The organism is Archangium violaceum Cb vi76 (assembly GCF_000733295.1).
Taxonomy (GTDB): domain Bacteria; phylum Myxococcota; class Myxococcia; order Myxococcales; family Myxococcaceae; genus Archangium; species Archangium violaceum.
In genome coordinates this window covers 34,949-47,526 of the sequence record NZ_JPMI01000075.1, presented here as the reverse complement: position 1 = coordinate 47,526, position 12,578 = coordinate 34,949, and the positions used below count along the sequence as shown (strand labels likewise).

Annotated in this window: 14 protein-coding genes; 8 read left to right on the top strand and 6 right to left on the bottom strand. The window is 68.6% G+C overall.

Translation table 11 applies throughout. From position 1 onward, the window contains the following. Window positions 1-57 precede the first annotated feature (57 nt). Window positions 58-525: a metallophosphoesterase gene (locus Q664_RS54715; RefSeq protein ID WP_235216666.1), complete on the bottom strand. Its 468-nt coding sequence runs from the start codon at window positions 523-525 to the stop codon at window positions 58-60. Window positions 526-575: 50 nt separating this feature from the next. Here Q664_RS54715 and Q664_RS11645 point away from each other — a divergent pair, with 50 nt between their 5' ends. Together Q664_RS11645 and Q664_RS11640 are read left to right on the top strand one after the other, a co-directional pair. Then, entirely contained in the window at window positions 576-956 is a 381-nt protein-coding gene (locus Q664_RS11645) for a hypothetical protein (protein WP_075207412.1), read from the top strand. Next, a complete protein-coding gene (locus Q664_RS11640) occupies window positions 953-1,330 on the top strand; it encodes a hypothetical protein (RefSeq protein ID WP_043393629.1) in 378 nt (125 codons plus the stop codon). Before Q664_RS11645 ends, Q664_RS11640 begins: the two co-directional genes overlap by 4 nt. Before the next feature lie 370 nt (window positions 1,331-1,700). Here Q664_RS11640 and Q664_RS11630 read toward each other — a convergent pair whose 3' ends face one another. Then, window positions 1,701-2,285, bottom strand: a complete 585-nt coding sequence (locus Q664_RS11630) for a Uma2 family endonuclease (RefSeq protein ID WP_043393624.1) — start codon at window positions 2,283-2,285, stop codon at window positions 1,701-1,703. A gap of 84 nt (window positions 2,286-2,369) precedes the next feature. Further along, window positions 2,370-3,353: an SDR family NAD(P)-dependent oxidoreductase gene (locus Q664_RS11625; protein WP_043393622.1), complete on the bottom strand. Its 984-nt coding sequence runs from the start codon at window positions 3,351-3,353 to the stop codon at window positions 2,370-2,372. A gap of 224 nt (window positions 3,354-3,577) precedes the next feature. On the opposite strand from Q664_RS11625, the gene Q664_RS11620 reads away from it, so the two are divergent. Next, complete coding sequence (locus Q664_RS11620) at window positions 3,578-5,011, top strand: phytoene desaturase family protein (RefSeq protein ID WP_043393620.1); 1,434 nt, start codon at window positions 3,578-3,580, stop codon at window positions 5,009-5,011. Window positions 5,012-5,067: 56 nt separating this feature from the next. On the opposite strand, the gene Q664_RS11615 is transcribed toward Q664_RS11620, so the two are convergent. The 3 genes from Q664_RS11615 to Q664_RS58975 all read right to left on the bottom strand — a co-directional run bounded on the left by Q664_RS11615 (window position 5,068) and on the right by Q664_RS58975 (window position 6,655). Next, window positions 5,068-5,610, bottom strand: coding sequence for a hypothetical protein (locus Q664_RS11615; RefSeq protein ID WP_052517969.1), 543 nt, complete (start codon window positions 5,608-5,610; stop codon window positions 5,068-5,070). Window positions 5,611-5,613: 3 nt separating this feature from the next. Next, window positions 5,614-6,093 carry a hypothetical protein gene (locus Q664_RS11610; protein ID WP_043393618.1) on the bottom strand — a complete coding sequence of 160 codons (480 nt, stop codon included), beginning with the start codon at window positions 6,091-6,093 and terminating at the stop codon, window positions 5,614-5,616. 394 nt (window positions 6,094-6,487) lie between these two features. Then, a complete protein-coding gene (locus tag Q664_RS58975) occupies window positions 6,488-6,655 on the bottom strand; it encodes a hypothetical protein (RefSeq protein ID WP_160174387.1) in 168 nt (55 codons plus the stop codon). A 272-nt stretch (window positions 6,656-6,927) separates the two neighbouring features. On the opposite strand from Q664_RS58975, the gene Q664_RS57605 reads away from it, so the two are divergent. The 5 genes from Q664_RS57605 to Q664_RS11575 all read left to right on the top strand — a co-directional run bounded on the left by Q664_RS57605 (window position 6,928) and on the right by Q664_RS11575 (window position 12,486). After that, the gene (locus Q664_RS57605; RefSeq protein ID WP_160174386.1) at window positions 6,928-8,991 is read left to right on the top strand and encodes an AAA family ATPase; all 2,064 of its coding nucleotides are present in this window, start codon (window positions 6,928-6,930) and stop codon (window positions 8,989-8,991) included. After that, the gene (locus tag Q664_RS59975) at window positions 8,988-9,200 is read left to right on the top strand and encodes a hypothetical protein (protein ID WP_043393612.1); all 213 of its coding nucleotides are present in this window, start codon (window positions 8,988-8,990) and stop codon (window positions 9,198-9,200) included. Before Q664_RS57605 ends, Q664_RS59975 begins: the two co-directional genes overlap by 4 nt. A gap of 472 nt (window positions 9,201-9,672) precedes the next feature. Continuing rightward, entirely contained in the window at window positions 9,673-10,887 is a 1,215-nt protein-coding gene (locus tag Q664_RS11585) for a hypothetical protein (protein WP_043393603.1), read from the top strand. Window positions 10,888-10,903: 16 nt separating this feature from the next. Next, on the top strand, window positions 10,904-11,902 hold the full coding sequence (locus Q664_RS11580) for a HEAT repeat domain-containing protein (protein WP_052517967.1): 999 nt from the start codon (window positions 10,904-10,906) through the stop codon (window positions 11,900-11,902). 50 nt (window positions 11,903-11,952) lie between these two features. Continuing rightward, on the top strand, window positions 11,953-12,486 hold the full coding sequence (locus tag Q664_RS11575; protein ID WP_043393598.1) for a M23 family metallopeptidase: 534 nt from the start codon (window positions 11,953-11,955) through the stop codon (window positions 12,484-12,486). The last annotated feature ends 92 nt before the right edge of the window (window positions 12,487-12,578 follow it).

The window sequence follows — 12,578 nt, the reverse complement described above, 5'->3', positions numbered from 1 at the left end:
TCGGTGGTCAGCCGCCCTACCTGGTTCGTCGTGAGGAGCAACTTCCCCTTGTCGTCGTCATCGCCCGCGAGCCACGCGGAGTCGAGGCCCACGATATGCATGTCGAATGGCTGGCCTGGAAGCCGGAGTGTCTGGCGGTAGCCCAGGAAGGGGTGGGGCGACTTCTCGGACGGGACGAGCTCCTTCCGCCCCAGCTTCGTGGAGACCCACTCGCGATAGGCACCCTGCCGGGAGAGCCACCTCGCGCTTGACCTTTTCCAGACCGAGCGGTGGCCGTCCTCCCGCCATCCAGCGCGACAGGTCGAGCGGATTCACCTGGAAGAGCAGACCCTTCTTGCCTCTCAGCTTCGACCAGGCGCTCTTGCCCTGCGTGCGGTCGATGTCGTGGTTGCCAGGGACGAGGAAGAGTCGCTCGACAGGAAGGGAGAGGCGCTCGAGAAGCGCTTGGATGAAATCGGTGGCGGGCCCGTACTCCTCGGGCTTGCCCCAGTCGGCCACATCGCCGGTGAAACAGACGAGGTCGATGGGCCCGTCCTTCAGCAGCTCGTCGATGTTCCGCCATGTATGCGGGGAGCATGGATTCCAAGCTGGAAGACCTCATGAACTCCCTCGGAACGCTGGACGAACAGCACGCGCACGAGCCGGAGACGGTCGCCACCATCAAGACCGCAGCACTGGCGCTTCACTTCGTCCAGCACATCGGCCGGATGAAGGATTTCTGGGAGTACGTCAGGGTTTTCAACACAGAAGAAGCCTGGCCGAAGCCCCTACGTTCCTTCGGCACCAGGGATGAGGCCCTGGCCTGGCTGCGGGCCCAGGTGGCTGTGCCCTATGAGGCGGTCATTGTCATCGCGGGTACTCGCCACAACGTCACACGCATGCGCGACGGTGAGTGGGTCTTCATCCGCTTCCCCTCCATCGAAGAGTTGGATGCGATGGAGAACTCGGAGGAGTGAACTACTTCCTCGTCATGCTCTCGGGCTGGCGTTTCTCCGCCCGGGACTTCAAACACCGGCTGCTGACACGCTGGTCCAACGCCACGCTCGAGGAGGACACGGGCCCCGGGAGTCTCGACCGCTTCGAGTTCACGCTTCCCATGGTCCACTCCAGGCTGGAGGGCGCTCTGCGCCGCGATGGCTCGGGCATTGCCTTGGACGGCGACCTCCGCGATGTCGCCGAGTTCGCTCTCTGGGTCCGCTCCTTCGTCCCCTCGGCCGAGCGCCTCCACTTCTGTGACAAGGGCGCCAGCGCACAGCTCGACCTGACGGCCGACACCTCTCCCGCCGATCTCTTCCGTCTCTTCGACTACTCCCCTCCTCCCCCTGGATAGAGGAACTACAGCCTCACCGCCAGGCCTCGGTGGAGCCTGCCTCCCAGCGATTTCGCCCAGAGCCTCCGCCAGCACTGGCCCTCCGCCCACGTCAAACTGGAGCCGGACACGAACCCGCACCGCACCCTCTCCTTCCAGGTACCCATGGTGCACGCTTCCGTCACCGGGTCCCTCTGCCGCCCGGTCCCATCACTCGACTTCACGGGAGATGCGCATGACTGTGCCGAGCTTGCCCTCTGGTGCCGCTCCGTCCTGCTGGCCGAGCAGGTCTCCGTCTCCAGCGAAGGGCACTTCCTCGTGCTTCACCCCACCACCACCGTGGAGGATTTCCTCCGAACCCTGGGCGCGCCTCCTTCGTAGACCATGAGCATCAAGGCCCGGGCGCGGGCATGGAACCCGGCGCCCAGAGGCGCCCCAGGTCCAGTGGCTCGGCGTCGAATGGCTCGGCGTGGACCACTTCCCCGCCTCCGTACCGTGTGAGCCGCCAACCTCGAGCCCCCCGCCGGTAGACCTCCAGCGTGTGCGCCCGCGGGTCCACCAACCACGCGTGGCTCACGCCCTCTTGATGGTAGAGCCGCAGCTTGTGTTCCCGGTCCAACGCCTCCGTGGATGGGGAGAGCACCTCACAGACCCAATCGGGCGTCAGGTCGAAGAAGGGCGCATCCTGCTCGAACAACCCGGGAGCCCGTTCGTAACGCCAGCCCGCCAGATCCGGCACCAGCACCTGCCGGCCGAAGTGCCACTCCGGCTCCCTCACGAGCCACCAGCCACCCCGCCCGCCGTGCCCAACACCAAAGGTGCGCCCCAGTCGTGCACCGAGCACCGACATCGCCCACAGGTTCCACGTCGATGGGCGGGGAAAGGCATAGAGCTCGTCGTCGATGCTCTCCCCCACCCACCCCGGTGGTAACGCCTCGATGTCCTCGTAGGTGGCTGGACGCTTTCCCTTGCCCATCCGCGCTCCTCCCGCAGGCCTTCCCGCCTGACTGCTCACATCCTACAGGAAGGTCTGACGGGAGAGGTAGGGTCCCGAGTCCTCTCAGCGCGCCGCGCGGGCCAGTCCCGCCACGCCCAGCACCACGCCCCCCAACAGCGCGGCGAGGCCCGCCGTCGCCGACAACCGCTTCCACAGTGGCGTCGGAGGCACCGGCCCGTACGGGCCCACGCCCTGCGCCATCGGCCGGAAGAGATTGCCCTCGGGCCGATGAAGGGGCTCGTCCATCATCTGCATCCGCGCGCCGAACCGGCCCATCAACGCCTTGCCCACCCTCGGGAAGAGCGCGTTCACCCACAACAGCAGCCGCCCTCCGAGGAACACAGGCACCACCGTCCTCCCCGGCCACGTCGCGCACCGCACCACCGCTCGCGCCGCCACGTCCGGGTCATACGTCGGCGGCACCGGCTTCGGCGCCAGGCCGAACATCGTCGGCGCGTGCGCGAACATGTTCGTCGCCACCGAGGGCACCAGCACGTTCGACACCTGTATCCCCGTGCCCACCAACTCCATCTCCAGGCACTTCGCCCACCCCAGTGTCGCGTGCTTGCTCGCGCTGTACGCCGCCAGCAGTGGCGCCGAGCCCTTCGACAGCATCGACTGCACATTCAGGATGTGGCCGCTGCCCTGCGCCTTGAAATGCGGCAGCACCGCCCGCGCGAAGCGCATGAAGCCAAACACGTTGATGTCGAAGGTGCGCGTGAGGTGCTCCCACGGCAGCTCGTCGAAGAAGCCGTACGACTGCACTCCCGCGTCGTTCACCAGGATGTCCACCCGGCCATGGTGCGTCAGGCACTCGCGCACCACCTGCTCCACGTCCGCCTGCACCGTCACGTCTCCAGGCACTGAAATACATTCCACGCCCTTCGACTCCAATTCGTGGCGCAGTTTCTCCAGCGCCTCCACCCGGCGCGCGGTGATGCACAGCTTCACCCCCGCCTCGCCCAGGCGCACCGCCGCCTGCCAGCCCACTCCGCTCGACGCCCCCGTCACGATGGCGACCTTGCCCTTCAGGTCCTGGCGAGCCATGTCCTCTCCCCTGTCTCCCGGGCCCCGCGCCGGGACTCGCTCGAGCCGCACTCCCGCCCCGAAGGATGGGAATTCCCGCCCCCTCCGCGCACCTCGCGCCCCCTCGTCCCCCGCCTGCCCGCCCGGGTGCCATGGTGCCAGACGACCTCGGACGTCCACTGGTGAACGCAACCCGGTGACATCTCCCTCCTGTCCCCATCAGGTCGGGTGAAGCTCCACGACCCATGAGCTCCATGCTCGATGCCGTCGTGGTGGGCGCCGGTCCCAACGGGCTCGCCGCCGCCATCTCCCTGGCGCGCGCGGGCCGCTCCGTGCGTGTCTTCGAGGCCGGCCCCACTCCCGGCGGTGGCGCCCGCTCGGCCGAGCTCACCCTCCCCGGCTTCGTCCACGACGTCTGCTCCGCCATCCACCCGCTCGCCGCCGCCTCGCCCTTCTTCCGCCAGTTGCCCCTCGCCTCCCATGGCCTCGAATGGGTCCACCCCGAGGCCCCCCTCGCCCATCCGCTCGACAACGGCACCGCCGCCCTCCTCGAGCGCTCCCTCGAGGCCACCGCCCAGGGGCTCGGCCCCGACGCCGAGCGCTATGTGAAGTGGATGCGCCCCATGGTGCGCGCCTTCGACGACGTCATGGCCCAGCTCGGTGACCCGCTGCGCCTCCCCCGCCGTCCCATCCGCCTCGCCCGCTTCGGCCTGCGCGCCCTGCGTCCCGCGCACTCGCTCGCCTCGCGGGCCTTCCAGGGGCCCCTCGCGCGCGCCCTCTTCGCCGGCTCCGCCGCGCACTCCTTCTCCGCCCTGGAGAAGCCCTTCACCTCCGCCTTCGGGATTCTGCTGCTCGCCTCCGGCCACGCCGTGGGCTGGCCCTTCCCCCGCGGTGGCACGCAGAAGCTCGTGGACGCGCTCGTCAGCTACCTGCGCGCGCTCGGCGGCGAGGTGGAGACGGGGCACCGCGTGCTCAACGTGGACGAGCTGCCCCGCTCGCGCGCCGTGCTGCTCGACGTGACGCCCCGGCAGCTCGTGAAGCTCGCCGGCCACCGGCTGCCTCCGTCCTACGTGGAGAAGCTCCAGCGCTTCCGCTACGGGCCCGGTGTCTTCAAGGTGGACTGGGCCCTCTCCGGCCCCATTCCCTGGCGCGCCCCCGCGTGTGCCCGCGCCGGCACCGTGCACCTCGGCGGCACCCTGGAGGAGATCTCCGCCAGCGAGGCCGCCGTCTCGCGCGGGGAGATTCCCGAGCGCCCCTACGTGCTGCTCGCCCAGCACACGCTCTTCGACCCGAGCCGCGCCCCCTCGGGCCAGCACACCGGCTGGGCGTACTGCCACGTCCCCCACGGCTGCACCGAGGACATGACGGAGCGGATAGAGGCCCAGGTGGAGCGCGGCGCTCCCGGTTTCCGCGAGCGCATCCTCGCCCGGCACACGCGCTCGCCCGCGCAGTACGAGGCCTACAACCCCAACTTCATCGGCGGTGACATCTCCGGCGGCGCCATGGAGGGCTCGCAGCTCTTCGCCCGGCCCGTGGCGCGGCTCGTCCCCTACGCCACGCCGGACCCACGCCTCTACCTGTGCTCGGCCTCCACGCCTCCGGGGCCCGGCGTGCACGGGCTGTGTGGCTTCCTCGCCGCCCGCGCGCTGCTCGCCAGCGAGGTGTGGCGCAAGGGGTGAGAGGCCTCGTCATGGGCGTCCCAATGGGCCACGTCACCGGGGAGCACCGGCGGGGGCTACGGCGAGAGGAGCCCGTCGAGGGCCGCGTACCGCCGGGTCGTGAGCACCTCGAGCATGAGCGGCGTGTGGTCCGGGAACAGCTTCTCCGCCAGCTCACCGAGCTTCAGCGCCTTCTCCAGCGTCTCTTTCGTGCGCTCGTCGTTCCAGTATCGAATCAATCCGCGCCAGGACTCCCTGACCGTCTCGAGGGCCCTGGCGCCGGCCTCCTCGTAGAGGCGGGCGGCCTCGTGGGGAGCATCGCGGTAGGTGTCCAGGAAGAAGCCGAGCTCCACGACGGCGGGAGCACTCCGGTACGAGCCCAGGACGGCCATTTCCAACAGACGTTGGACTTCAGCGAGCCGGTCCTCGAGCGGCCGCTCGGGACCTTCGAACCGGAGGAGCCGCCAGGCCAGGAAGAGGAGGTTCTGGGTGAATGCGGGGCAGTCCTCGGCCAGTCTCCTGTGCAACTCGAGTTGCCCGGGGTTGCCCGGGTCGGCCTCGGCCTCGCGCCGGGCCTCCCGGAATCGCTCCACCAGGTCCTCCAATCCAGGGTGCGCCATGATTCACCTCACCGTGCCCATCTTCTCCATGACCCGCTCTGGATCCTCGAGCAGCTTCTTCACCATCTTCAACTGAGCTTCCGTCGCGAGGCTGAAGTTCTTGTTCTCCAGCATCTGCTTCACCTCGAACAGGGTATGGTCCTTGAGCTGCGAGGGGAAATCCTTCGCGCGTTGGAGGGATGCCGAAAGCTGCCCGACCTTGGTGCTCAGCTGCGCAATCTTTTGCAGCTTCTCCGCGGCCTGCGGTTGCGAAATCAGCCCTCCAGCGGTCGCCTCGGCGATCAATACTTCCGCCTCGGCGAACTGCCCCCTCGCGATCAGCGCATTGATGCGTGCACCCACTGAACTGCATCCGGCTCGAGCGTCGGCCTCGAGACGTTCCAGGTACCGACTGCTGGATGCGTCCGCCGTGCTGTCCGTGGAGTGGGCACACCCAGCGGCGAGTACCCCGGCCACCACGGCGACAAATCTCCAGATCCGCATGAGCCCTCCACTGTGGCCACCGCCGAGCGCCTCTGGGCTCATCGTACCTTGGAGCGGGTGGCCCCATCCCCTCCCGCGCCCAGAAATGGAGAGCCATGAACATTCCGGGTTGGACGGTGCCGGGCGAGCCACAGCGGGTGGCGGTCCAGTACTTCAGTCCGTTGCTCCGGGGAGCGCCGGGCTTGCTCCCCGGCCGGGGATGCAGGAGCGCATGCTGGATGCTGCCAGGCCCCGGAACATGAACTGCCCCGGATGTGGAGGCCATGGTAGGCAGAAGCCATGGCCTCATTGAGGGATATCAAAGGAGAGGCACTCGTTCAGTGGGCCGAGCGCACCGACGCGCCGCCCATGCTACCCGAGTTGGTGCGGAGGTTGTTGCTGGCGAGCGCCCCCTTCAATCCATCAGCATGCCCGCCGACAGCGGCGTACGGCTGAAGGGGTGGGACGGCATCGTGATCTCGGCCAGGGCCGGGCCGTTCTGGCCAGCCGGCCCATCGGTCTGGGAGCTCTCGGTGGAGAAGAGGGTCCGTCCGAAGCTGGAGGAAGACTTCACCAAGCGCACGCAGCAGGCCTCCGCCTCTTCCATCGACGCCTCTCGCACGACCTATGTCGCGGTCACCGCGCGACGTTTCGGGCAGCCGGAGAAGGAGGCCTGGGTCACCGAGAAGCGACGCCAGGGCATCTGGGCCGACGTGCGCGTCTACGATGCGGATGACCTCGCGGCCTGGCTGGCGCAGACCCCGGCCGTGGCATGCTGGTTCTCCACTTCCGCCCTGAAACAACCCGCGGCGGAGCTCACGGATGTGGAGGACTTCCTCCACCGCTGGAGCGGTCGTGGCAGGACCCAACCCCTGCCCCCCCGAACTGGTCGTGGCGGGACGGGAGCGACAGAAGGCGGCGCAGTTCGTGCGGGACTGGCTCAAGGGGGCTCGTCCCCAGCCACTGCATGTACGGGGCGGGACACGAGAGGAGGCGCTGCTCTTCGTCGCCGCATCCCTGGCGACGTCCCCACGAACCGAGCGGGAGCAGTGGTTGGCGAGGGCCCTGGTCGTGGAGAGCCGGGAAGCATGGCGTTGGGCCGTGCGTGCGCATCAGGCCCAGCCGCTCGTCCTCCTTCCTGGCTTCGAGGACTTCGACCCGGGAGAAGCGGTCACGAGCAACGCGTTCGTCGTGGTGCCGGAAGATGCCTCGGGAAGTGGACGTCCCCATGTCCTGCTCGAGCCCATCCCGTTCAAGTCCTTCGCCGAGGTGCTCGTCCATGCGGGTGTACGAGAAGCCGACGCGGAGCGGCTGGCCCGGGAGGCGGGAGGGCGGGTGTCCGCCTATCAGACCCTGGCGGGCTACCGGGCCCCCTCTCGCCCAGGAAGGGAGGACGAGGCCGCACTGCTCGTCATGCTGCTGGCTGGCGCATGGACGCCGTCGAACGAGGCTGATCAGGAGGCGCTCCGGCGGCTCGGAGCGGACCCGAAGGAGGTGGAGCAACTGTGCGCCGCCAGGAGCCGCGAGCCTGGTATGCCCATCGTGGCCGACACCGAGCGATGGGGAGGCAAGTCCTGGAGATGGGCTTCTTCCGCTGAGGCCTGGAAACGGCTGGCGGGGAAGCTCACCGACACCCAGCTCCGAACCTTCGTTGACGTGGCTCTCGAAGTGCTGGGGGAGTTGGATCCCCAATACGACATGCCCAAGGAGGAGCGTGTCTATGCGGCCATTCAGGACAAGACCCTGCGCCATTCGAGCGCACTGCGCGAGGGCCTTGCCGAGTCCATCGTCCGGCTCTCGCTGAGCGACGAGGAGCTGAAGGCCACCCATGGAGTTTCCCTTGGAAGCTGGTCGGCGGAAATCAAGGAGGGACGAGCCAGGGCGGCCATTCTCGTGGGCGCGAAAGCGGACCCCGACGTGGAGGGCCACTTCGATGCGGTCAGGGAGCAGTGGGTGCGCCCTCCGCGGTGGCCCGCCTCCCACACCCTCGCCCTCTACGCCCGGGCCGATGGAGGTTTCTCCGTCTGGGATCCCATCCGCAACGCCGTGCCTTCCGGCAATGGCCGCGCCGACGCACTGTCCATGTACCGCTTCACGCCGGAGACCCTGTGGAACGGGCTGGACGAGCACGGCACCACCTGGTGCAACGGACTGGTGCGCGACTGGGTGCATTGGCAGTACCGGCGCACCGGCCTCTTCGATTCATTGAAGGAGGTCCTCGCGGGGCTGTCACTGCCGGACGAGCCCCTGCGTCCCGGCAGCCCGGCCCGTGTTTCAATCCACCAGGCCCTGGACATCCCCACGCTGGAGATGTCCTACGGCACCGTACCGGTCATCCACGCATCGGCCGCGGTGAGGCGCGTTCTGGGTCTCGCCTATCTGCTGGTCTGGTCCTGGAACGAGCACCGTGAGGCCGCACGCCTCGCCGGGCAGCCCGTTACCCACCGACTGCTCCTCCTCATCGACGAGGTGGAATCACACCTGCACCCCAAGTGGCAGCGGTTGTTCCTCCCCGCCCTGCTCCGCGTCATCCAGCGGCTGACGGGAGAAGTCCAGGTACAGGTGGTCGCCAGCACGCATTCACCGCTGGTGATGGCCTCATTGGAGCGCCACTTCGATACGGAGCGGGACAAGGTCTTCCACTTCGGCCTCGAGCAGGGCCGCATCCTCGTCGAGGAGCAACCCTGGGCCATGCAGGGAGATGCGGTCAACTGGCTCGTCTCCGAGACCTTTGGCCTCAAGCAGGCACGCTCCCAGGAAGCAGAGCAGGCCATCGAAGCCGCGGAGGCGTACATGCGCAACGAGGCGCTGCCCGGTTACGAGTCACCCGGAAAGATCAACCAGAAGCTCCAGGAGACGCTCCCAGGGAACGATCCCTTCTGGCCCCGCTGGCTGGTCGCGAGCGGTGCGGTGCGATGATTCCCGTCGCACGCGTTCCGGAACCACCGGACTTCAACGCCAGGGCCCGCCGGCCGGGTCAAGACTGGCTCTCGCGAAACCCCCACGCCGAGCGTCCTCGCGACCTGTGGTCCCCCTTCCGGGGCCAGCTCATGGACGGTTTCAAGAACCGCTGTGGCTACACCGCGATGTGGGACCTCAACGGCACGGTCGATCACTTCCGCTCGTGATGACCAGCAAGGTGCCCCTGGAAGCACGGCCCCTCGCGGAGGCCACGCTGCGAGCCCTCCCCATCGTCCATGATGAGAGAGTCCTGCGCCAACGACGGGCTTGGTATGCCCAATATCAGGCCGGCCGGCTCTCCTTGGAGGGGCTGCGCGTCATGGCACCTCTGATTGCCGCGGCCGTCGAAAAGCAGACCCCTCCGGCAAGCCACACCTCGTAAGCAGTACGAGGCCGACAACCCCCACCTCATCGGCGGTGACATCTCCGGCGGCGCCAGGGAGGGCACCCAGCTGTCGATGCGCCTGGGGCTCCTGAATTTCCCGTGAATTATCCCGGCTCGCCCTTCCGCCGCCCCCGCCCCCGGCACGTAACCCCCTGGAATCAGGTCTCATTCACTTCCAGTGCTTCCTTCTTTACCGGGATTTTTCACTTTTTTGGGATGCGCGAGGATTCAGGGCCTCTTCCAGATAAGGACCCATGACTCCAGAATCCTCCCATCGCTCCGCGTCCCTTCCGGTGAATGACACGGCCCGCCGCGGCCCGAAGGTGGCGATCGCGCTCGGTGCCGTGGCCCTGCTGTCCGCGGTGGCGCTCCTCTCCCGTGGCGCCTCCGAGGAGGGCGGCAAGCCCGAGGCCTCCCAGGCCGCCGCGCCCCAGCCCTCGTCCACCGGCCCCTCCGCTTCCAAGGGCGGGCCCGCCGGCCAGAACGCGCCCGTGCAGGCCGAGTCGAAGCCCCAGCAGTTCAACACCACCGTCTGCTGGGAGGACCTGGAGCGCTTCAACGAGTCGGTGACGCTGGAGACGTTCCGCGAGTGGGCCAGGCCGCTGCTGGCCGTGAAGGATCCGCTCGTCCTCGACTACCTCAAGGCGCGCCTGGGCGAGCTCATCGGCGATGACGCGGGCCGCGCCAGCGAGGTGCTGGACTGGGCGCGCGAGGCCTCGCCCGCCGAGTTCAAGCTGTTCATGGGCGGCCTGCGGGGCTCCAAGGCCCTGCCCAAGATGGCCGCGCGGCTCACCGAGCTCGGGCTGGACGAGAAGATGGACCTGGGCCGGCGCGCGGGCTTCCTGGACGAGCTGCAGCGCATGCCCCGGCTGGAGCCGGCGGCGCTCGACAAGCTGGCCACCTTCGCGCAGGACGCCGCCTCGGGCGAGGCCGGCTGGGTCACCACGCGCGCCATCGGCCGGGTGATGAAGGAGGACTTCAAGAAGTCCGGCAACTTCAAGCCCTACCTCGACAAGCTCCTCACCATCAGCAGCCAGTCGGCGGACGAGCAGGTGCGCTACCTCGCGGCCGAGATGGGGATGGACGCCGATGCGCCGCTCGACACGAAGGCCACGGAGCGGCTCGGCAAGCTGCTGGCCACCGAGGGCAGCGAGGACGTCCGCATGATGGCCGCGCACGAGCTGTCCATGTCCGAGGACAAGGCCCAGGCGCTGGAGCTCTACGGCAAGAACTTCCAAATCGAGAAGGAGCTCTGCGTGCGCTGGGCCCTGTTCCGCTTCGCGGCGCGCACCGCGGGCAAGGACGCGCTCCCGGTCATGGCGGACATGGCCATGACGGACCCGCGCTTCCAGGGCATCTACCAGGAGTTCGAGAAGCTCTACGCCAGCGGCATCGTCGACTTCGACCGCATCTGGTTCTCCCTGCCCACGGACGATCCCTTCGGCTGCCTGGACCGCCACGAGGAATGAGCTCCGGAGCCCACCCATGACACGCGCCTTCCTTCGTATGAACGTGCTCCCCACCCTGACGCTCACCGTGTGCCTGCTCGCGCCGGCCCTGGCTTCCGCGCGGCAGTCCGCCTCGAGCGAGGCCCCCGCCCTCCAGCCCACGACGTGCTCGGTCGAGGGGCTGATGGACTCCATCCGCCGCGGGATGAAGTCCAGGTCCGAGGCCTACAAGCTCTACCTGCGCACGCTGCTGCGCGAGTCCGCCGTCAACCTGCCGCGCGCCGAGCTCCAGGCCGCCTTCGAGCGCGAGTACGACCCCGTGATGGTGGAGCACCTGGCGGCGGCCCTGGTGGCGCGCACCGAGCGCGGCCTGGAGGACGATGCCTTCCAGGTGGTGGCGAAGCGGGCGCTGGAGGACCGGGACCCCGGCCTGCGCGCCGCCACGGTCCGCGCCATGCGCCGCACCGGCGCGCTGGGGCGCAGCGGGGAGATGTTCGAGCGCCTGGTGAGAGATCCCTCGCCCGAGGTGCGCATGGAAGCGGCGACCAACCTCGTCGAGGACACCCATTACGTCTACGGCGGGCACCATGGCCCGGCGGCGGATACCGCGGTGTCGGCGGCCGCGGCCTCGGACGACCCGAAGGTGACGGCGAAGGTGCTCGGCCAGCTCATGACGGGGGAGATCAGCTCCGACTCGGCGCGCAAGCTCGAGCGGCTGCTGGGCAGCGACTCCGCCGAGGTCCGCGCCGCGGCGTCCACCGCGCTCGGCGGCGTGCCCGTGGCGGAGATGGCCAACGCCCGTCAGTCGCTGACCGGCATGTACCGCGACGAGAAGGACCCCACCGTCCGCAAGGCCATCCTCCAGAGCATCGCCCGGCTCGGCTTCTCCGGCGCGGTGCCCGAGCTCCAGCGGTTGCGCGCTGTCGACCCGAGCATGACGTCGGAGATCGACAGCTGGATTCGAGTCCTCAACATGAACCACCAGGATTGGAGCCTGATCCTGAGGGAGAAGCAGCGGCAGCAACAGGCTCGGTAGCGAACACCCCCCCCCCACTGGGGCCGGTCCACCGGTCCAGAGGAACAACGATGCGTAAGACGATGAAGACGACGCTGGCAGTCCTGGCTTCCCTGGCGTTCATCCCCGCGGCCGCGACCGCCGACGTCCGGGTCGGCTCGCCCTTCCCGGGCACCGTGACGGCCACCACGTACTACTCCAGCGGCAGCTTCCACGGCGCGGTGGACATCTCCAGCGCCAACGCCTGCGGCTACTGGGGCGTGGAGACGGGCGCGTACGGCTCGTTCCACTGGAACGTCACCATCCGGACCACCGGCACCGTGTGCTACGGCAACGGCAGCGGCAACCAGAACGAGGTGAAGCACACCTTCGCCAACGGCAAGATCCTCCGCCAGTGGCACTTCCTCAAGACCGGCGCCTCGGTGGACAAGACGTGCGACCGCTGCCAGATCGGCGACGAGGGCGGCACGGGCAACGTCACCGGCCCCCACACCCACATGCAGGTCGACCGCAACGGCAGCAACCTCACCGGCTGGTACGACGGCACCACCACCCGGGGTGAGTTCCTCAGCCGCGGCGAGACCGTCGGAAACATCGCCACGTAACCAGTAGTCACCAGGCCTGTCCGGGCCTCGTGTGCACTGGGAGGCGCGCCTGTCCGGGGCCTCCCAGCCCGTCTCCTCCCCCCTTCTTCACA